Source organism: uncultured Tepidimonas sp. (assembly GCF_938045175.1).
In the GTDB taxonomy this organism is placed as follows: domain Bacteria; phylum Pseudomonadota; class Gammaproteobacteria; order Burkholderiales; family Burkholderiaceae_C; genus Tepidimonas.
In genome coordinates this window covers 1-19410 of the sequence record NZ_CALIND010000137.1, presented here as the reverse complement: position 1 = coordinate 19410, position 19410 = coordinate 1, and the positions used below count along the sequence as shown (strand labels likewise).

Genomic DNA, 19410 nt, shown 5'->3' with positions numbered 1-19410 from the left:
GAGGGCTTTTTTGCGTCTCGTCGCGGCCGTGCACCTGATCGGCCGGTGGCTGGCCAAGCTGCGTCCAGCCGAGACCGGCGGCGCCAACCCGGCTCCGCTGTGGCTGCGGGCAGCTTGAAAATGAATATTTCAGGGGCGACTGCATAGTCGCGGGCACTCGAGATGTCCACACGCCGCTCTAGCACCGACTGCACCACGGGTGCCAGCGGAGCGTAGAGCGCGACCAAGCGCTGGGCAGGCAAATAGGGCACGATGCCCAACGTCAGGGACGGGTTGCCCTGTGCCCTTATCGCGGGGGCGGCCGCCATCAGCGCGGCGACTGCTGCCGCCTGAGATAGGGTACGCCGACGACGGTCGATCACGGGTTCATGCACGGTCGCGGCCTCCTGTCGCGCGCGTACTGGGCCATGGCTGGGGGTGTCTCGTGCCGCAGCAGCTTACGGCTCTCGTCACCAACCCCCCTTTTTTACCACACCCGCGGACTGAAGTCGGGGGCGTTGCGCAGCGCCACCGTCTCGCCCGACTGCGCTAACACCCAGAGCCCCGCAGTCTGTGCCGCCTCGACCGCATCCTCATCGACCACCATCCCGGCCACCGCACCTTGAATGCGCATGTCGGCATATTTGGGCAGCAGCCGCTTGAATTTGTTCATCCGTTCCACATGCCGCTCGACTTCCTCTTTGGTCAAGCGGCTTTTGCACTCGACCGCGACCGCGGTGTCGCCGTCGACCACCAAGAGGTCGATCTCGATCGCCTCGCCACCCCGACGCGAGGTCACGCGGCGATGGACCTCGCTGACATCGAGCCCGCGCGCGCGAAACAAGTCCACTAACGCAGGCTCGACCATCGCCTCGACGAACTCGCCCAGGCGGTTACCCAGGTCGCCAAAACGGCGTGAGAGGCTGTCGAAGCGCCCGAAGACTTCGCGCATCTTGCGGTCGGTCTCGCGCATCTGCGCTTCGGTTTCCTGGAACTTGCGGTCGGTTTCCTGAAACTTGCGGTCGGTCTCTTTGCTCTGGACGGCCAGCTCGGCAATCAGCGCCTTGATGTCGTCCCAACTCATTTCGGCGGACGTGGCACTCATGGAAAACTCTCCGTGGGCTTCAGGGCCGACATTATCGCGCCGGCCGCGCCCAAGAGACTACCGCAATGGACCGGGGGAAGTGGCTTTGTACGCCATGGCGTCTCGCCATGGCAAGCCCGTTGGGCTCGATAAGTGGCATTGGTAGGCGCGATTGGACTCGAACCAACGACCCCCACCATGTCAAGGTGGTGCTCTAACCAGCTGAGCTACGCGCCTGTCGTCGTCAACCATCGCAGCGATGCGTCGACAGAACCGAGAGTATAGCGCAAAAACGAGCCTTCACCGGGCATGCGTCAACGCCGCCAGACTTTTTGCACGCCAGCGACGTCCGACAGCACGGCCATGACCCGGCTGACCCGGGTGGCGTCGCTGACCTCGACGGTAAACGTCATCCACGCCACCCCCTTGACCGACTGCGTCTGCACGCCGATGACGTTGATCTTCTCGCGCGCGAACGCTTCTGAAATATCGCGCAGCAGGCCCTGGCGATCCTGGGCTTGCACGCCCACATCCACCGCGTAGGTGGGCGCGTGGGGCCCCGTGGATACCGCGCCTGACCACGCGACCTCGATGACCCGCCCGGGCTGTCGCCGCGCGAGTGCCTGAAAGTCGGGACAGTCGGCGCGATGGACGCTCACGCCCTTGCCGCGGGTCACAAACCCGCGGATCTCATCGGGTGGCGCGGGCTTGCAGCAGCGCGCCAGCGTCGTCATCAGCGAGCCCACGCCCATCACCAGCACCCCGCCTTGGGGCCCGGCGGTGCCGCTGCGCGCCTTTTTGAGCGGCAAGGTCTCGGGTGGCGTCACCGGCTCGGCCGGATGCAGGGCCTGCTCGACGGCGCGCAGGGTGAGCGCTTCTTTACCCACGGCCTCGAACAGCGCATCCGGGCTATCGAATCCCAACGCGAGGGCCAACTCCTCCAACTTGACGGCGGTTTTGCCCTCGCGCTGCAACAGCCGCTCGACCTGCTCGCGCCCGCGCGCGATGTTGTCGGCCGCCGCCTGCGCATTGAACCAGGCGCGCACCTTGGCCTTGGCGCGGTGGCTGACCAGGTAGCCCGCCTCGGGGTTGAGCCAGTCGCGCGACGGTCCGCCCTCTTTGGCAGCGATGATCTCCACCGTCTGCCCATTGGCCAAGGGGGTGTTGAGCGGCACCATCTGCCCGTCCACGCGCGCACCCCGGCAGCGGTGGCCCAGGTCGGTGTGCACGGCGTAGGCGAAGTCGACCGGTGTCGCACCCTGCGGCAGCTCGACGATCGCCGCCTGCGGCGTCAGCACGTAGATGTGATCGTCGAACAAGCCGTGCGACAGGCCGCTCAAGTCGCGCTGCCACGCCAGCAGTTGGCGCAGCACGGCAATCTTGGCGTCGTAGGACGAGGCGGCCGTCACGCCCGCGTACCCTTTGGTGCCGGCCTCTTTGTACGCCCAGTGGGCGGCCACGCCGTGTTCGGCGTGCTCGTGCATGGCGCGGGTGCGGATCTGGATTTCGAACGCGCGGCCCTGCTCGTCGCGCACCACGGTGTGCAGCGACTGGTAGCCGTTGGGCTTGGGCCGCGCGATGTAGTCGTCGAACTCCTCGGGCACGGGCTGAAAATGCTCATGCACCCAGGCCAGCACGCGGTAGCACTCATCGACCGTCTCGACGATCACGCGCAGCGCCCGCAAGTCATACAACTGGTCGAACGCCAGCCCCTTGCCGCGCATCTTTTTGACGATGCTGTAGATGTGCTTGGGGCGACCTTGCACTTGCGCCTGCAAGCCAAGCGCCGCCAGTTCGCGCTCTAGGTATTGGCGCACCTGCTCGACATGGCTTTCGCGCTCGACGCGCTTTTCGTCGAGCAAGCGGGCGATTTCTTTGTAGGTATCTGGCTCCAGAAAGCGAAATGCCAGGTCTTCCAGTTCCCACTTGAGCGGCCAGATGCCCAGTCGGTTGGCCAGCGGCGCAAACACGTGCAGCGACTCCGCGGCCAGCGCGGGGCTGGGCGGCTGCCGGGTCGCGGCGCAGTAGCGCAAGGTCTGCAAGCGCGAGGCCAGCCGCAGCAGCACCACACGCAGGTCGCGCGAGAATGCCAGCAGCATCTTGCGCACGTTTTCGGTCTGCGCTGCGGCGAGCGCCGAGGGTGCGCCACGCCCCGATCCCGACGGGGTGCCCGCCTCCGCGGCGCTGGCCCGTGCGCGAGCCTGGCGCTGCAACTGGATCAGCTTGCTGGTCTCGATGGCCACGTCGGCGTTGGCGGCGCCAAAGGCCTTGGCGATCATCTCGCGCGGGCGCGCCAGAAACGGGCTGGCATAGACCAGGTAGACGCAAGCCTGTAGGTCGGGCGTGCCGCCGATGCGCTCCAAAATCTGCACCACGGCGTCGGCGTGGGCCAGCACGGGCTCGCCCGTGTCGAGCACCTCGCCGCTGAGCAGCGGCTCGGCGAATGCGCGCGCCCGCGGCAAGGTGCGCCCATCGTCCGCGCTGGGTCCCCCCAATGCAGCAGTGATCGCCGTTGCCTCGGCCTGAGCCGGGCCATGGGCTTGGCTGTGGCTGATCATGGCGCGAGCAAAAAGTCCGCCACCACTTGCACCTGCTCTGGCTGCACCAGCGTCGGCGCGTGCCCCACACCCTCGAACTCCACCAAGCGTGCACGCGGCCCGCGCAGGGTCATCGCCAGCGCCGTCTCACGCGACAGCAGGTCTGACTCAGCCCCACGCAGCAGCAGGGTCGGGCAGGTGATGGCGTCATACATCGCCCACAAGGCCGCCTCGCCGGCCTGCCGGGCGCTGTCCTGCCACTGGGTGGCTTGCGAATCTGCCGCCTGCGCCGCACGCTGGGCCTCGAGCATGGCGCGAAACGGCACCGCGATCGCGGGGTCGTAATGCAGTGTCCAACCGCCTTCGACCGGTCGCAGCATCGGGCGCGTCAGCGCCAGCCACTGCTCGGGCGTGTGCGGCCCGAACGAGCGCGAAATCTGCCACAGGGCGTCGGCAGCCGCCTGCTCGCTGGGAAAGACCGGCTGCACGCCCACGTACTGCGCGATGCGCTCGAGCGACTGGGGCTCGATGACCGGCCCGACGTCGTTGAGCACCAGCCGCCGCAAGCCGATGGCGGGCTGCGACGCCAACGCCATACCGATCAAGCCGCCCATGCTGGTGCCCACCCAGTCGATGCCCAGCGCGTACGGTTCGGCCGTTCCCGTGGCGGCGGCGTGGCGTTGCCGCAGATGCGCCAGCAGCACCGCCAGATCGTTGACATAGGTCGGTATCTGGTAGGCCATCGGGTCTTCGAGCCAGTCGCTGTGTCCGCGCCCAGCCACGTCCACACACACCACGGCAGCATGGGGCGCCAGCACCCGCGCCAACACGTCGAAATCGCGCGCCTGCCGTGTCAGCCCATGGACGCACACCACGACATGCCCCGGCTCCGCGGTGCCGGTGGCATTCCATTCCCACCAAGCGATGCGGCGCGGTCCGCCGTGTTTGGCCCGCGGTCCCGGGACGACCAAGTGATGCAGCGTCGGTTCCATATCGTTGTTTGTGTGTGACGAATAGGATAATGCGGCCGTCATCGTATCGGAAACGGAGCGCGCACCATGCTGAAGGACAAAACCGCCCTCGTCACCGGATCGACCAGCGGTATCGGGCTGGGCATCGCCAAGGCGCTGGCGCGCCAGGGGGCGAACATCGTTCTCAACGGCTTTGGCGACGTCGACCAAGCCTGCGCGGAGGTAGCCGCCCTGGGCGTGGAGGTGTTCTACCACGGGGCGGACATGAGCCGGCCCGCCGACATCGAGGACATGATGCAGGCCGCGGCCGCGCGCTTCGGCCGGGTGGACGTGCTGGTCAACAACGCCGGTATCCAGCACGTGGCACCGATCGAGGCGTTTCCGGTCGAGCGCTGGGACGCGATCATCGCCATCAATCTCAGCAGCGCATTCCACACCACCCGGCTGGCACTGCCCGCCATGCGCGCGGCCAACTGGGGGCGCATCATCAACGTGGCCTCCGTGCACGGGCTGGTGGCGTCGGTACACAAGTCGGCGTACGTGGCGGCCAAGCACGGCATCGTGGGCCTGACGAAGGTGGTGGCGCTCGAGACCGCGACCACGGGCGTTACCTGCAACGCGATCTGCCCGGGCTGGGTGCTGACGCCGCTGGTACAAAAGCAGGTCGACGCCAAAGCCGCTGCGCTGGGCGTGAGCATCGAGGAGGCCACCCGCCTGCTGCTGGGCGAAAAAGAACCCTCGATGCGCTTTACCACCCCCGAGGAACTGGGCGAGCTGGCGGTATTTTTCTGCTCGCCCGCCGCCGACAACGTGCGCGGGGTGGCATGGAACATGGACGGCGGCTGGCTGGCGCAGTGAGCGCGGCCCTACTCCAGCGCCACGCTGCCCGTCACCGTCAGCTGCAGCCAGGCCAAGCCCGGTTGCAGCGGCAGCGCCTCTGCGCTGGGTGACGCTGCCAGGGTGCGCATGGCGATCGGCTCGCCCGGTGCGGGCAGCGGCGCGGGGTTGACGTGCGCCTCGCGCAGCGTCCAGCCGCGCGCGCCGAATGCCTGCGCCACCTCGTCGGCCTGTTGGCGAAACGCCGCGATGGCCTGCTGGCGCAGCGCGGCTTCTGCGGTGCGCTGGGTGGCCCGTGCCAGCGTCATGCGCACCGCCGTCACGGTCAGCCCGGGGGCCTGCTGCGCCAACGCCGCCACTGCCGCCATGTCGCGCCCTTGCAGCGTCAACTCGGCACTGCCTTGCCAGCCGACGATCTGGCCCTCGCGACCGTAGCGCGGCTGCACACTCATGCCGGCGGTGCTGGCCTCGATCCATTCCGGGCGCAGCTGCGGACGCCACAGGCTCAGCGCCTGCTGCACCGCATCGTTCAACTGATTTTGCACCGTTCGAGCGTCAGCGGCCTGGTGGCGCGCCGACAGCGTCAGCACCACCCAGTCGTGGGGCAGCCGCTGCTCCGCTTGCGCGGTCAAATGCACCACCCGTTGGGGCCGCGCGGACAGCCCGTGGGGCTGGTTTTGGGGCTGGGCTTGGGGCTGCGCTTGAGCCGTCACGGCCAGGGAAGCGGTCGTGGCGAGCAGCACGAGCCCGTGGCGAATCAGCGATGAGCACCGTGGCATATCCATCTCCTGATGGTGGTCAACCCAGGCGCCAGCCCAAGGCGCGGGCCAGCATCATGAGTGCGACAACGAAAGTGAGCGCGCCGAACGCGCGGCGCAGCAGGGGGGCAGGCAGGTGCTGCGCCATTTGGCGCCCAGCCAGCAACGCCGCCACTGCCCCCGCGCCAAACGGCAAGGCCACGCTCCAGTCCAGGGCACCGCTGGCCGCTGCCGCTGCCACGCCGCTGGTCGACACGAGGGCGATGACCGTCAGCGAGGTGGCCTGAATACTGCGCAGATCCAAATCAGAGACCCGCTGCAGAGCCGGAATAATGACGAAGCCACCACCGACACCGAACAGACCACTGAGCAGCCCCGCTGTTGCCCCGGTGGCTGCCAGCGCCTGGGCACAACGTCCGGTCCAGCGCAGGCGCCCCTCGTCGGGGTCGAGTCGGCAGGAAATGCCGCCCGGCGCGTCCGCCGCTGCGCCATTGGCGGGCCGCCAACTCCGCCACGACACCCACATGAGCAGCGCGGCAAAGCCCAACAGCAGCGGCGTCGCCGGCAGCCGCGCCGCCAGCCAGACCCCCACGGGGGCCAGCGCCACGCCAAAGGCACCCATGAACCCGGCCGCGCGGTAACGCACGATCCCCTCGCGCAACCCCAGCACCGCAGCCAGCGCTGCGGCCGCGCCAACCGCGATCAGGCCCGTCGGGGCCGCCTGCGGCAGCGGCAGGTGCAGCCCGAACACCAGCAGCGGCACGGCCAAAATGCCCCCACCGGCCCCTGTGAGCGCCATGACCAAGCCGACGGCCGCCCCCAGCGCAACACTGGGCGCGAGGGTCGGGAGGGCCGCAACGACCGTGGCGAGTGAGGCGGTGTCGAGCATGGGATCGGTGCAATGGCGTCTTGTGGTCCGCACGACGGCCCCACAAAGGCGACAGCCGCTATGCTACCGTCTCGTTGTCCCTCGCCGATCGAACCCACGCCGATGAATTTGCGCCGCCCCCACCGTCTCATCATCGTCGACGACGATGCGCGCATCCGGGAGCTGTTGCAGCGCTACCTGCAGCAGGAAGGCTTCGAGGTGCTGCTGGCCGAAAACGGCGAGCGGCTCGATCGCCTGCTGCAGCGCGAAACGCCCGACCTGATCGTGCTCGACCTGATGCTACCTGGCGAGGATGGCCTGTCGATCTGTCGACGCCTGCGCACCGCGGGCGACACCACTCCCATCATCATGCTCACGGCCAAGGGCGAGGACGTGGACCGCATCGTGGGGCTGGAGTTGGGGGCAGATGACTATCTGCCCAAGCCCTTCAACCCGCGCGAGTTGCTGGCGCGCATCCACGCCGTCTTGCGTCGGCGCCCACCCCCGGAGCCGCCTGGCGCCGCCGTGGACAAGGCCGTGGTGCGTTTTGGCCCCTACACCTTCGACCTGGGCCGTCGCAGCCTCACACGCAACGGCGAGGAAGTCACGCTGACGAGCGGCGAATACGCCATGCTCAAGGCGCTGGTGCGGCATCCGCGCCAGCCCATGTCACGCGACAAACTGGCGCAACTGGCCCGCGGGCGCGAGTTCGAACCCTTCGACCGCAGCCTGGACGTGCAGGTATCGCGCCTGCGCAAGCTCATCGAGCCCGACCCGGCCAACCCGCGCTACATCCAAACCGTCTGGGGGGTGGGCTACATGTTCGTGCCGGATGACTGAATGAGCCTGTTCTGGCGCAATTTTTTGCTGCTCGCGGGGCTGCTGCTGCTCAGCGTGTTGGCGTGGTTCCAGGTGTTCCGTACCCTGGAGCAAGAACCGCGCGCGCTGCAAAGCGCGCAGGGGCTGGCGTCGCTGGTGAACCTCACGCGCGCGGCGCTCCTGTATACCGACCCCATCGCCCGGGTGGCGCTGGTCAAAACCCTGGTGGACGAGGAAAACGTGCGCATCGCCGTGCGCGAACCCGAAGACATCCACAGGCCTTTCGAGCCCAACACCTCGGGCCATCGGGTGGCGCAGGCACTCATCGAACGTCTGGGGCCTGGCACCATCGTCGCGCGCGAGGTCAACGGCTTCGACGGCCTGTGGATCGGATTTACCATCGAAGGCCAAAACTATTGGCTGCTGGCCGACCCTTCGCGGCTGGAGGCCGTGGGCGGGCGCACGTGGCTGGCGTGGCTGGCCACGGCGCTGGCGCTGTCGTTGGTGGGAGCGGTGATCATCACGAGGTTGATCAACCAGCCTCTGCAACGGCTGGCACAGGCCGCTGCACGCGTGCGCGAGGGCGACTTCGACGGCGCGCGCTTGGACGAGACGCTGCCCACACGTGAAATCGCGGGTGTCAACCGCGCCTTCAACCGTATGGCCGAGCAGCTGGCCCGCGCCGACGCCGATCGGCGCCTGATGCTGGCTGGCATCTCGCACGACTTGCGCACGCCGCTGGCACGTCTGCGACTGGAGGTCGAGATGGGGGTGCCGGACGCGCCCACGCGCGAACGCATGGCCAGCGACATCGCCGACGTGGACACCATCATCGGGCAATTTCTGGACTATGCGCGCGAGCGACCGACCGTGCTGGCACCCGTGCCGCTGGCCGCCACCGTGGAGCGCGCCGTGGCCCCCTACCGACCGCGCGGTGACGTGCGACTGCGCATCCACGTGCCCGAGGGGTTACAGCCGCTGGCCGACGCCGCGGGCCTGCAGCGGATACTGAGCAACCTGCTGGAAAACGCCGTGCGTCACGGCCGCAGTGCCGACGGATGCGCGGTGATCGACATCGAGGCCACCGCAGCCGAGCGCGACATCGCGCTGACGGTGCGCGACCACGGGCCCGGCGTGGACGAGGCGCTGCTGCCGCGGCTGACCGAACCGTTTTTTCGCGGCGAGAGCGCCCGCACCACGCCCGGCAGTGGATTGGGGCTGGCGATCGTGCGCCGCAGCGCCGAACGCATGGGTGGCACGTGCGAGCTGCGCAACGCCGACGGCGGCGGGCTGGCCGTGACCGTGCGGCTGCCAACGGCTCCCTGACCTCAGCGCTCGCCGCTGCGTTGCACCAACACGACGGCGCGCGCTTCGATGCTCAACCCCTGCCCCACCGGCCCCAGCCGTTCGGCCGTCTTGGCCTTGACGTTGACCGCATCGAGCGGCAAGCCCAAGCAGCGCGCGATGTGGGCCTGCATGGCACTGCGGTGCGGCGCGAGGCGCGGTGCCTGCGCGATCACGGTCGCATCCACGTTGACCGGCTGCCAGCCGCGCGCCCGCACCGCGTCGCACGCGTGCCGCAGCAAGGCCGCCGAATCCGCTCCCGCGAAGCGAACATCGGTGTCGGGAAACCAGGTACCGATATCGCCCAAACCCGCCGCGCCGAGCAAGGCATCGGTGATGGCATGCAGCAGCGCGTCGGCGTCCGAATGCCCCAGCAGCCCCTTGTCATACGGAATCGTCACGCCCCCCAACACCAGGGGGCGGCCTGGCACCAGCGCGTGCACGTCCCACCCCTCACCCACGCGCCAGTCGGGCGCGGGCGGCTGCCCTAGCAGCGACTGCGCCATTGTCACGTCCTCCGGATAAGTGATCTTGACATTGTGCGTGTGGCCGCGCACCAGCAATGGGCGGTGGCCCAGCGCCTCGACCGCGCTGGATTCGTCAGTGATACCGGCGAACCCCTGGGCGCGGTGCGCCTCCAGCGCCCGGCGCAGCAGCCCCAACCGAAACATCTGTGGCGTCTGCGCTAGCCACTTGTCCTCGCGCGGCAGCGTCGCGCGCACCCAGCCCTCGTCGTCGGCCTGCTTGAGCGTGTCGGACAGCGGCACCGCCAGCAGACCACCGACGGGGTCGTCACCACAAGCGGCGATCAAGCGCTCGACGTCCGCTGCGCGCAGCAGGCAGCGCGCCGCATCGTGCACCAGCACCCAGTCGTGGTCGCGCACCCCGGCTTCGGCCAACGCCGCCAGGCCATTGGCCACGCTCTCGGCGCGCGAGGCGCCACCCACGCGCCATGCACGCACGCGCTGCCCGTCGCCCACCGTGCTGTCGTCGTCCGGCGCCAGCACCACGGCAATGCCCGCGATCGCGGGCACCGCCGCCAGCGCCGCCAGCGTGTGGTCCAACACCCGGCGCCCCGCCAAGCGGTGATGCTGCTTGGGCGCGCCCAAGCCGGCGCGGCTGCCACTGCCCGCTGCGGGCACCAGGGCGAAATATCTTGAGCCCATGCTCATGTTGGACACGGGCCAACCCATTCCGGAACCCGATAATTCAATGGACATAAAAATATGTCACCAACGGATTACCAAGAAACTTTCCTGGCCAACACCGTTCGATTGCGGCCACTACTCTTGGCACGATAGAGTGCATCATCCGCTTTTTTGAGCAGCTCGGATAGACGAACCACCGAAGCGGCGTCATCGGAAGATGCAATTCCAATACTCACGGTAACCGCCAGATCCGACGTTGGCAAATCTATTTCTCGGACACATGCATGGATTTTTTCGGCTACCCTTGTTGCAATATCGGAACTCGCATCTGGCAACCAGATCGAAAACTCTTCCCCTCCGTATCTAACAACGACATCGCTGCGCCGGACACATCGTCTCAAGCAACGCGCAACTTCCAAAAGCACACGATCCCCCTCATCGTGACCGAATCGATCATTGATTTGTTTGAAATGGTCGATATCGATCATTAAAATTGCACATCGACACGAACGCTCACCGTCGCGAGTGCGCCACAGGCGATACGCCTCTCGAAGCACCCGGCGGTTACCGAGACCCGTCAACGGATCCGTCCGGGCAAGCTCATCCAGCCTCCGATTTTTCGCCTGCAACTTTATTGCCAGTCGTTGTGCGACCTCTTTGGCTTCGAGCAGCTCTTTTTCAAATTGAGCCCGCTGTGTGGCAGGGAAGAACAGCCAAAGAATGCGGGGCTCGTTATTGGTATCGATATAGCGCGCACTCACGAAGCAAGGCAACGCCGTTTCATCTGCATGCACCAGTGGCGCATAAACCTCGTCGAGCCGGCCTGTACCGCGCAACAACGGCCACAAATACGTCTCGAGAAAGAGGGCTGACGATCGATTAAAAAGGTTGGCCAAATATTCACCGTATCTGGGGACTTTTACCGCTGACCTGGCAATCTCGCCATGGCAATGCAAGATATACCCGTCTGCATCAGTCACTACCAATAACGCCGGCAAGGCATCAAGCCAGTCTATTGGCACGGATTCAGGATCACCCAATTTCAAAGCACCTCCGTATGATCTCGATAATCATCTTAGGATGACTCATGTGCGCCGCGTGACCCGGAACATCCAAGACCTGCAGTCGTGCACGTGGCAATCGGGCTTGCAACCATTCTCCGACTTCGATTGGTGCCAGCAAGTCATGGCGATGCTGCAAAATCAAAACCGGCACCCTCATATCTGACACATCACGCCGATGATCTGCAAAAAACGTCGCCTCCGCAAATACTTGAGCTGCCTGTGTATCCGCTGAGCAAAAAATCTCCCGCAATCGCTCTGCAACCGCACGGCTTCCGCCCTGCGTTTCACCGGCCACGATACCCGCAAGCACAGGCTGCCACCCAAGCGGATTTCGTTGCATCAACTCCAGCAAGCCCTGCAGCTCGTGACGCTCAAACCCCCCATGATAATCGGGAGGATCGTTTAAAAAACATGGGCTGGGTCCGATCCATATTTGATCGCAAAACAGCTCGGGAGCCTCGATAGCCGCTAACATTCCAATGCTGCAACCAACGGAGTGAGCGACCAAGGTTACCCGTTCTGTTGATGCAAAAGCCTTGCACACAGACAACAGATCCTGCGCGTATCCATGAAGGGTTCGATACCTTTTGGCATCAAAAACCCGTGGGTTGGACCGGCCGATCCCTGCGTAATCGAAAAGGACTTGGCGATGGCTGTTTCGCAAACCCAGCACAACATCCGCCCAGACGCCCTGGTTGCAGCCAAATCCATTGGCATAAACAATCGTAGGCCCCTCACCCATCACAGTGATGGCGTGACGATCTTGCAACGCTTCGGTCTCGTGATAGGATGACATAAAAAGATAAAAGTAGTAACTTGAGCGTCAGTCGCGCTCGGGTGAGTGTAACTCGAACATCGACGTTTGTCTGATTTCCCGCGCCACCGTAGATCGGCTTGCGTCGAAGGAGCGCATCCTGTACGGTCGCCCCCTGCGATCAAGCGCTTCGCCCTAGAATCGGGCCCCTCATGGATCTGCCCCGCCTGACCCCCGGAAAACGCTTTCAGTCGCCGCGCCCGGCCCCGTCGGCCGACGCGCTGCTGCTGGCCGCGCAGGCCGCCCGCGACAAGGCGGCGGGCCGGCAGACGGCCATCGTCACCGCTGACGCGAGCGACGCTCAGCGCCTGCTGGCCGAGCTGCCATTTTTCGAGCCATCGCTGCGCTGCGCGCTCTTTCCCGACTGGGAAACGCTGCCCTACGACACCTTCTCACCGCACCAGGACTTGATCTCGGAGCGGCTGGCCACGCTGTGGCGCATTCAGCAGCGCCGCGCCGACGATGGCGCCGATGTCATCCTCATCCCGGCCACCACGGCGCTGTACCGACTGGCGCCGCCGTCGTTTCTGGCCGCCTACACCTTTCATTTCAAAACGGGCCAAAAGCTCGACGAGGCGCGGCTGCGCGCGCAACTCACACTGGCGGGCTACCAGCACGTGGCCCAGGTGGTCAGTCCGGGCGAATACGCGGTGCGCGGTGGCCTGATCGACCTTTTTCCCATGGGCTCGCCCATGCCGTACCGGGTCGATCTGTTCGACGACGAGATCGACTCGATCCGCACCTTCGACCCCGACAGCCAGCGCAGCCTGTACCCCGTGCCGGAGGTGCGGCTGCTGCCTGGGCGCGAGTTTCCGATGGACGAGGCGGCGCGCGCCCGCTTTCGCGCCCGCTGGCGCGAGCTGCTCGACGGCGACCCGACCAAGAGCCGGCTCTACAAAGACATCGGCAACGGCGTCGCCAGCGCGGGCATCGAGTACTACCTGCCGCTTTTTTTCGAGGAGACGGCCACCGTCTTCGACTACCTGGGGCCCGATGCAACGCTGGTGCTGCACGGCGACCTGGAAGACGCATTCCAGCGCTTTTGGCAGGACACGCGCGAGCGCTACCGCCTGGTGCAGGGCGACCCTGAGCGGCCCGTGCTGCCACCCGAGGCGCTGTTTCTGGACGCCGAGGGCTTCTACGCCCGCGCCAAACCCTACGCGCAATGGGCGCTGCGCCCGGCTGCAGCCGAGGAGGCGCTCAGCGCGTGGTCGGGCGTGATCGGGGCGCTGCCGGATTTGACGGCCCAGCGCGGCGCCGACGACCCGCTGCAGCGGCTGCACGCCCACCTGCAGCGCACCCCGGCGCGTGTGCTCATCCTAGCCGACAGTGACGGACGGCGCGAGAGCCTGCTCGACCTGCTGCGCGCCAGCCGCTTGAGCCCGCCCGTGTTCGACGATCTGGCCGCGTTTCGTGCCAGCGGCGAGCGCTTCGGCATCACGACCGGGCCGCTGGCGGCAGGGTTTGCCTGGACAGAAGCGGGCATCGAGCTGGTCACGGAGACCGAGCTGTTCGCCGCCAGCCCCAGCGTGCGCCGACGCCGCAAGCAGGAGCAAGCCAGCGACGTCGAGGCGCTCATCAAAGACCTGAGCGAGCTGCAAATCGGTGACCCCGTGGTGCACGCGCAGCATGGCATTGGCCGCTATCGGGGACTGGTCAATCTGGATCTGGGCGAGAAGAACCCCGACGGCAGCCCCGCGCTGCAAGAATTTTTGCACCTGGAGTACGCGCAGCAAGCCACGCTGTACGTGCCGGTGTCGCAACTGCACCTGATCAGCCGCTACACGGGCGTCAGCGCCGACGAGGCCCCGCTGCACCGCCTGGGCAGCGGCCAGTGGGACAAAGCCCGGCGCAAGGCGGCCGAGCAAGTGCGCGACACTGCCGCCGAGCTGCTGGACGTCTACGCCCGACGCGCGGCCCGGCAGGGATACGCCTTTCGCTTCGACGCACAAGCGTATGAGGCATTCGCCAACGACTTCGGCTTCGAGGAAACGCCCGATCAGCGCGCAGCCATCCATGCGGTCATCCAAGACATGATCAGCCCGCGCCCGATGGACCGGCTGGTGTGTGGGGACGTGGGTTTTGGCAAGACCGAGGTGGCGCTGCGCGCCGCGTTCGTCGCCGTCATGGGCGGCAAACAGGTGGCCATGCTGGCCCCCACCACGCTGTTGGCCGAGCAGCACTATCAAACGCTGGTGGAGCGCTTTGCCAAGTGGCCGGTACGCATCGCCGAGATGAGCCGCTTTCGCACGGCCAAAGAAATCACTGCTGCCCTCCAAGGACTGGAAAACGGCAGCATCGACATCGTGGTGGGCACGCACAAGCTGCTGAGTGAGAAAACGAAGTTCAAAAACCTGGGCCTGCTCATCATCGACGAGGAGCACCGCTTTGGCGTGCGGCACAAAGAAGCGATCAAGGCTCTGCGCGCCGAGGTGGACGTACTCACGCTGACCGCCACCCCCATCCCGCGCACGCTGGGCATGGCGCTGGAGGGCCTGCGCGACTTGTCCGTGATTGCCACCGCGCCGCAGCGGCGGCTGGCCATCAAGACCTTCGTGCGCGAAGAAAACCCCGGCGTCATCCGCGAGGCGGTGCTGCGCGAGTTCAAGCGCGGCGGGCAGGTGTACTTCCTGCACAACGAGGTGGAGACGATCGAAAACCGCCGCGCCAAGCTGGAGCAACTGCTGCCGCAGGCGCGCATCGCCATCGCCCACGGCCAGATGCCCGAGCGCGAACTCGAGCGCGTCATGCGTGACTTCGTGGCGCAGCGCTTCAACCTGCTGCTGTGCTCGACCATCATCGAAACGGGCATCGACGTGCCCACGGCCAACACCATCATCATCGCGCGCGCCGACAAATTTGGCTTGGCACAGTTGCACCAACTGCGCGGCCGGGTCGGACGCAGCCACCACCAGGCCTACGCCTACCTGCTGGTGCCCGACATCGAGGCCCTGACCAAGCAGGCCGCGCAACGGCTGGAAGCCATCCAACAGATGGAGGAGCTGGGCAGCGGCTTCTATTTGGCCATGCACGACCTGGAAATCCGTGGTGCGGGGGAAGTGCTGGGCGATGCGCAAAGCGGCAATATCACCGAAATCGGCTTTCAGCTCTACAACGAGATGCTGGCCGAGGCGGTGCGCAGCCTGCGCGAGGGCAAGGAGCCCGACCTGCTCAAACCCCTGGCCGTCGCCACCGATATCAACCTGCACGCCCCCGCCTTGCTGCCGCAAGACTACTGCGGCGACGTGCACCTGCGGCTGAGCTTTTACAAAAAGCTGGCGTCGGCCAAAAACGCCGACCAGCTCGAACGCCTGGTGGAGGAAATCGTCGACCGTTTTGGCAAGCTGCCCCCGGCCGCACAAAACCTGATCGAGGTGCACCGGCTGCGCGTGCTGGCCGAGCGCTATGGCGTGCTCAAGATCGACGCTGCGCCCACGCACATCCTCATCACCTTCCGGCCTCAGCCCCCCATCGACCCGATGCGCATCATCGAGCTGATCCAGAAGAACCGCCACATCAAGCTGGCGGGCAACGAGCGGCTCAAGATCGAACGCGCCCTGCCCGACCCGGCGGCGCGCGCGCAGCTGGCGCGTGACGTGCTGCGTTCGCTGGGCCAGCCGCTGGAGGCGACCACGGCATGAAGCCCACCGCGCCACCACCCTCTGATGCAACCCACGGCCTGCCCTTTCCGGTGCAACGCCACACCTGGCTGGATGACGCACAAGCTCTGCTCACCGGCACCCTGCTCGTGGCCCTCGGTCTGGTGCTGTTTCGCCACGCCGGCTTGGTCACTGGCGGCACGGTAGGGCTAGCTTTTTTGGCGCACTACGCCAGCGGGCTGCCGTTTGGCCCGCTGGTGTTTGCCATCAACCTGCCGTTCTACGCGCTGGCCTGGGTACGCATGGGCACCGCGTTCACGCTCAAGACCGTACTGGCTGTCGCCCTGCTGGGGGCGCTGACCGAGGCCATGCCGCACTGGATCGGGCTGCGACATGTGCACCCAGTGTTTGCCGCGGTGGCGGGCGGCCTGCTGGTGGGCGTGGGCTTCATCATTCTGTTTCGCCACCGCGCCAGCCTGGGTGGCTTCAATACCCTGGTGCTGTGGCTGCAAGAGCGCTTTGGCTGGCGCGCGGGCGTGGTGCAACTGGGCATCGATGGGGCCATTTTGCTTGCCTCTTGGCCACTGCTCGACGCCCCGCGCCTGGCACTGTCGGTGCTGGCCGCGGCGCTGATGAACGTGACGCTCGCCATCAACCACCGCCCCGGGCGCTACGTCGCCTTTTGAACCCTGTATCCTGACACCCCACCATGACCGACCGCACCGAAATTGCCCCCGGCCTGAGCGTGCGGGGCATCACCCCGCCCCTGCGTCTGCGCGACTTCAAGCTCATTGCCTTCGACATGGACTCCACGCTCATCAACATCGAGTGCGTGGACGAAATCGCCGATGCCGCGGGGCGCAAGGCCGAAGTCGCCGCCATTACCGAGGCGGCCATGCGCGGCGAAATCACCGACTACAAGGAAAGCCTGCGCCGCCGCGTGGCGCTGCTCGCGGGCGTGTCGGTCGAGCATCTGGAGCACGTCTACCGCCAACGCCTCAAACTCAACCCCGGCGCGGCCGACCTCGTGCTCGCTTGCAAAGGCGCAGGGTTGAAAGTGCTGCTCGTCAGCGGGGGCTTTACCTTCTTCACCGACCGGCTGCGTGAGCGGCTGGCGCTGGACTTTGCGCGCAGCAACCGGCTCGAAATCGTCGATGGCCGCCTCACCGGGCGGCTGCTCGATCAACACTGGGGTGACATCTGCGACGGCGCACAGAAGCGCCACACCCTGCTGCAGGCGTGCGACCTGATCGGCTGCACACCGCAACAGGCCATCGCCATGGGCGATGGCGCCAACGACCTGGAAATGATGGCCGCCGCTGGCCTGTCAGTGGCCTACCGCGCCAAGCCCAAGGTGCGCGAGCTCGCCCATGTGGCCATCGACATGGGCGGGCTGGATCGCTTGCTAGAGGTCGTTCGAGCTTGATCCAGCCGCCCGCACACGCCTTCAGACCGGCTCAGGCACACTGGGCAGCCCCGACAACGCCATCGCCAGCTCGCGCTCGTCGTAGGTTTCGTCCTTCAGCTCACCCGCGAAATATTTCTGGTACGCCGCCATATCGAAGTGACCATGCCCGCATAGGTTGAACAGAATCGTTTCGCTGCGCCCCTCGCGCTTACAGCGCAACGCTTCCTCGATCGCACCCTTGACGGCGTGGTTGGCCTCCGGTGCCGGCACGATCCCTTCAGCGCGTGCAAACAGCACGCCCGCCTCGAAACACTGGGTCTGGGTGTAGGCCACGGCCTCGATCAAGCCCAGCTCCTTGAGGTGTGACACCAGCGGTGCCATACCGTGGTAGCGTAGCCCGCCCGCATGAAACGGCGGCGGCGTGAAAGTCGAGCCGAGCGTGTGCATTTTGGTCAGCGGCGTCAGGTGCGCAGTGTCGCCAAAGTCATAGGCGTACTTGCCGCGTGTCAGTGACGGACACGCCGCCGGCTCCACCGCCACCACGCGCGGCTTGGCCCCACCGCGCAGGCCGTGACCAATGAACGGGAATGCAATGCCCGCAAAATTGCTGCCGCCACCGGTCGCGCCGACGATCACGTCCGGCCAGGCATCGGCCATTTGCAGCTGCTCCATCGCCTCCAGCCCGATCACGGTTTGGTGCAGCAGCACGTGGTTGAGTACCGACCCCAGCGCGTACTTGGTGTCGTCGCGCTGCGCGGCCAGCTCCACCGCTTCGGAGATGGCGATGCCCAGGCTGCCCGGGTGGTCGGGCCGCTGCGCCAGCACGCGCCGGCCGTACTCGGTCTCGGTCGACGGCGACGGCAAGCAGCGCGCGCCGTAGGTCTCCATCACCGCGCGGCGATACGGCTTTTGGTCGTAGCTAACCCGGACTTGGAATACCAGCACCTCCAGCCCGAAGAGCTGCCCCGCAAACGACAGCGACGTACCCCACTGGCCCGCGCCGGTCTCGGTGGTCAGCCGCTTGGTGCCCGCCTGCGCGTTATAGAACGCCAGCGGCACGGCAGTGTTGGGCTTGTGGCTGCCCGCGGGGCTGACGCCCTCGTACTTGTAGAAAATCTTGGCGGGCGTGCCGAGCGCCTTTTCCAGCCGGTGTGCCCGGTACAGCGGGGCTGGGCGCCACAGACGGTAAATCTCGCGTACCGGCTCGGGGATTTCGATCTCGCGCTCGGTGCTGACCTCTTGCAGAATCAGCTCCATCGGAAACAGCGGTGCCAGATCATCCGGGCCGACGGGTTGCAGCGTGCCCGGGTGCAGCACGGGCGGCGGTGCCTTGGGCAGATCGGCCGCAATGTTGTACCAGAACTTCGGCAACTGGCTCTCGTCGAGCAAATACTTGGTGGGCGTGGTCATGGGGTCTCCTCGGATGCCCTCACAATGTAGCATGCGTCGTACCCTCAAAACCTTACGCGAACTGGCGCTGACCGTGGTCATCGCACTGGCCGTTTTTCTGGGCGCACAAGCGTGGCAAACACGCGACACGCCCGAGCGCTGGCAGCACGACGGCCTGCTGAGCTGGGTACAACCGGACGGCACCCGCGGCAGCGGCACTTGGCACGACCTGCGGGCGCAGACTGGCATCGCACCCGACGCCCCGCTGGCACTGCACGTCTGGGCCACGTGGTGCAGCATCTGCCGGGCCGAAGAAGGCACCATCACCGACCTGTCGCGAGACCACCCCGTCGTCACCCTGGCCACGCGATCGGGGGACGCCGCCACCGTGCAGGCCTATCTGCGCCAGCGCGGCTTGCCGTGGGTGGCAGTGCTCGACCCCGATGGCCGCATCGCCGCCCAGCACGGCTGGCGCGCCGTGCCCGTGTTCAGCGTGCTCGCCCCCGACGGCACGCTGCGCCACACCACCGTGGGCTACACCACCGGCTGGGGCATGCGGCTGCGCCTGTGGTGGGCGGGGCGCGTGTAACGCTTCGCCGACAACAGCTTGACCAACGTCGCCACTGCGCCTACAGCCACCACCGGCATGGTGTCGAGCGGCGCTACACTGCCACGCCATGTCGCTGCAGTACCGCCCCCGACCGACGGCAGATGAACGCCCCCGCCACCGACCCCATCGTCGCCTTCATCGCCCGCTGGCGTGATGCCAGCGGCAGCGAGCGCGCCAACTA

At 66.5% G+C, this 19410-nt stretch carries 16 protein-coding genes and 1 tRNA gene; 7 read left to right on the top strand and 10 right to left on the bottom strand.

The window, feature by feature from the left end:
• Nucleotides 1-466: 466 nt before the first annotated feature.
• The 4 genes from Q0716_RS07295 to Q0716_RS07280 all read right to left on the bottom strand — a co-directional run bounded on the left by Q0716_RS07295 (nt 467) and on the right by Q0716_RS07280 (nt 4592).
• A complete protein-coding gene (locus Q0716_RS07295; protein ID WP_299021450.1) occupies nt 467-1084 on the bottom strand; it encodes a hypothetical protein in 618 nt (205 codons plus the stop codon).
• A gap of 139 nt (nt 1085-1223) precedes the next feature.
• Nucleotides 1224-1300, bottom strand: a tRNA-Val gene (locus Q0716_RS07290).
• 77 nt (nt 1301-1377) lie between these two features.
• Nucleotides 1378-3621: a bifunctional (p)ppGpp synthetase/guanosine-3',5'-bis(diphosphate) 3'-pyrophosphohydrolase gene (locus tag Q0716_RS07285; RefSeq protein ID WP_299021448.1), complete on the bottom strand. Its 2244-nt coding sequence runs from the start codon at nt 3619-3621 to the stop codon at nt 1378-1380.
• Nucleotides 3618-4592, bottom strand: a complete 975-nt coding sequence (locus tag Q0716_RS07280) for an alpha/beta hydrolase (protein WP_299021445.1) — start codon at nt 4590-4592, stop codon at nt 3618-3620. Before Q0716_RS07280 ends, Q0716_RS07285 begins: the two co-directional genes overlap by 4 nt.
• A gap of 66 nt (nt 4593-4658) precedes the next feature.
• Here Q0716_RS07280 and Q0716_RS07275 point away from each other — a divergent pair, with 66 nt between their 5' ends.
• Nucleotides 4659-5429: a 3-hydroxybutyrate dehydrogenase gene (locus Q0716_RS07275; RefSeq protein ID WP_299021443.1), complete on the top strand. Its 771-nt coding sequence runs from the start codon at nt 4659-4661 to the stop codon at nt 5427-5429.
• A gap of 8 nt (nt 5430-5437) precedes the next feature.
• Here the strand turns inward: Q0716_RS07275 and Q0716_RS07270 are convergent, their stop codons facing one another.
• On the bottom strand, nt 5438-6187 hold the full coding sequence (locus tag Q0716_RS07270; RefSeq protein ID WP_299021440.1) for an SIMPL domain-containing protein: 750 nt from the start codon (nt 6185-6187) through the stop codon (nt 5438-5440).
• Nucleotides 6188-6206: 19 nt separating this feature from the next.
• On the bottom strand, nt 6207-7055 hold the full coding sequence (locus Q0716_RS07265; RefSeq protein ID WP_299021438.1) for a sulfite exporter TauE/SafE family protein: 849 nt from the start codon (nt 7053-7055) through the stop codon (nt 6207-6209).
• Between the two features lie 102 nt (nt 7056-7157).
• Here Q0716_RS07265 and ompR point away from each other — a divergent pair, with 102 nt between their 5' ends.
• Together ompR and Q0716_RS07255 are read left to right on the top strand one after the other, a co-directional pair.
• Nucleotides 7158-7874, top strand: a complete 717-nt coding sequence (gene ompR / locus Q0716_RS07260) for a two-component system response regulator OmpR (protein ID WP_299021435.1) — start codon at nt 7158-7160, stop codon at nt 7872-7874.
• Nucleotides 7875-9179, top strand: a complete 1305-nt coding sequence (locus tag Q0716_RS07255) for an ATP-binding protein (RefSeq protein WP_299021433.1) — start codon at nt 7875-7877, stop codon at nt 9177-9179.
• A 2-nt stretch (nt 9180-9181) separates the two neighbouring features.
• On the opposite strand, the gene ispD is transcribed toward Q0716_RS07255, so the two are convergent.
• From ispD to Q0716_RS07240, 3 genes are read right to left on the bottom strand one after another with little or no spacing between them, the layout of a single operon-like run.
• Nucleotides 9182-10390 carry a 2-C-methyl-D-erythritol 4-phosphate cytidylyltransferase gene (gene ispD, locus Q0716_RS07250; RefSeq protein WP_299021430.1) on the bottom strand — a complete coding sequence of 403 codons (1209 nt, stop codon included), beginning with the start codon at nt 10388-10390 and terminating at the stop codon, nt 9182-9184.
• A gap of 47 nt (nt 10391-10437) precedes the next feature.
• Nucleotides 10438-11385 (bottom strand): GGDEF domain-containing protein, encoded by a 948-nt coding sequence (locus Q0716_RS07245; RefSeq protein WP_299021428.1) that lies wholly within the window; start codon nt 11383-11385, stop codon nt 10438-10440.
• Entirely contained in the window at nt 11378-12205 is an 828-nt protein-coding gene (locus Q0716_RS07240) for an alpha/beta hydrolase (protein WP_299021426.1), read from the bottom strand. The genes Q0716_RS07245 and Q0716_RS07240 overlap by 8 nt, the downstream gene beginning before the upstream one ends.
• A gap of 170 nt (nt 12206-12375) precedes the next feature.
• On the opposite strand from Q0716_RS07240, the gene mfd reads away from it, so the two are divergent.
• Genes mfd through serB form a run of 3 tightly spaced genes read left to right on the top strand, consistent with a single transcriptional unit; the run spans nt 12376 to nt 17248 of the window.
• Entirely contained in the window at nt 12376-15864 is a 3489-nt protein-coding gene (mfd, locus tag Q0716_RS07235) for a transcription-repair coupling factor (RefSeq protein WP_299021423.1), read from the top strand.
• Nucleotides 15861-16508 (top strand): YitT family protein, encoded by a 648-nt coding sequence (locus Q0716_RS07230; protein WP_299021421.1) that lies wholly within the window; start codon nt 15861-15863, stop codon nt 16506-16508. The genes mfd and Q0716_RS07230 overlap by 4 nt, the downstream gene beginning before the upstream one ends.
• Nucleotides 16509-16531: 23 nt before the next feature.
• Nucleotides 16532-17248, top strand: coding sequence for a phosphoserine phosphatase SerB (gene serB / locus Q0716_RS07225; RefSeq protein ID WP_299021420.1), 717 nt, complete (start codon nt 16532-16534; stop codon nt 17246-17248).
• Between the two features lie 21 nt (nt 17249-17269).
• Here serB and Q0716_RS07220 read toward each other — a convergent pair whose 3' ends face one another.
• Complete coding sequence (locus Q0716_RS07220; protein WP_299021418.1) at nt 17270-18640, bottom strand: TrpB-like pyridoxal phosphate-dependent enzyme; 1371 nt, start codon at nt 18638-18640, stop codon at nt 17270-17272.
• Between the two features lie 31 nt (nt 18641-18671).
• On the opposite strand from Q0716_RS07220, the gene Q0716_RS07215 reads away from it, so the two are divergent.
• Entirely contained in the window at nt 18672-19208 is a 537-nt protein-coding gene (locus Q0716_RS07215) for a redoxin family protein (RefSeq protein WP_299021416.1), read from the top strand.
• Nucleotides 19209-19410: the final 202 nt, after the last annotated feature.

What these genes read in the sequence shown, in the direction of transcription:
- ispD (WP_299021430.1), bottom strand. Translation starts at nt 10,390, where the DNA reads ATGGGTTGGCCCGTGTCCAACATGAGCATGGGCTCAAGATATTTCGCC.
- Q0716_RS07285 (WP_299021448.1), bottom strand. Translation starts at nt 3,621, where the DNA reads ATGATCAGCCACAGCCAAGCCCATGGCCCGGCTCAGGCCGAGGCAACG.
- Q0716_RS07230 (WP_299021421.1), top strand. Translation starts at nt 15,861, where the DNA reads ATGAAGCCCACCGCGCCACCACCCTCTGATGCAACCCACGGCCTGCCC.
- serB (WP_299021420.1), top strand. Translation starts at nt 16,532, where the DNA reads ATGACCGACCGCACCGAAATTGCCCCCGGCCTGAGCGTGCGGGGCATC.
- Q0716_RS07215 (WP_299021416.1), top strand. Translation starts at nt 18,672, where the DNA reads ATGCGTCGTACCCTCAAAACCTTACGCGAACTGGCGCTGACCGTGGTC.
- Q0716_RS07295 (WP_299021450.1), bottom strand. Translation starts at nt 1,084, where the DNA reads ATGAGTGCCACGTCCGCCGAAATGAGTTGGGACGACATCAAGGCGCTG.
- Q0716_RS07270 (WP_299021440.1), bottom strand. Translation starts at nt 6,187, where the DNA reads ATGCCACGGTGCTCATCGCTGATTCGCCACGGGCTCGTGCTGCTCGCC.
- Q0716_RS07255 (WP_299021433.1), top strand. Translation starts at nt 7,875, where the DNA reads ATGAGCCTGTTCTGGCGCAATTTTTTGCTGCTCGCGGGGCTGCTGCTG.
- Q0716_RS07275 (WP_299021443.1), top strand. Translation starts at nt 4,659, where the DNA reads ATGCTGAAGGACAAAACCGCCCTCGTCACCGGATCGACCAGCGGTATC.
- Q0716_RS07265 (WP_299021438.1), bottom strand. Translation starts at nt 7,055, where the DNA reads ATGCTCGACACCGCCTCACTCGCCACGGTCGTTGCGGCCCTCCCGACC.
- mfd (WP_299021423.1), top strand. Translation starts at nt 12,376, where the DNA reads ATGGATCTGCCCCGCCTGACCCCCGGAAAACGCTTTCAGTCGCCGCGC.
- Q0716_RS07220 (WP_299021418.1), bottom strand. Translation starts at nt 18,640, where the DNA reads ATGACCACGCCCACCAAGTATTTGCTCGACGAGAGCCAGTTGCCGAAG.
- ompR (WP_299021435.1), top strand. Translation starts at nt 7,158, where the DNA reads ATGAATTTGCGCCGCCCCCACCGTCTCATCATCGTCGACGACGATGCG.
- Q0716_RS07240 (WP_299021426.1), bottom strand. Translation starts at nt 12,205, where the DNA reads ATGTCATCCTATCACGAGACCGAAGCGTTGCAAGATCGTCACGCCATC.
- Q0716_RS07280 (WP_299021445.1), bottom strand. Translation starts at nt 4,592, where the DNA reads ATGGAACCGACGCTGCATCACTTGGTCGTCCCGGGACCGCGGGCCAAA.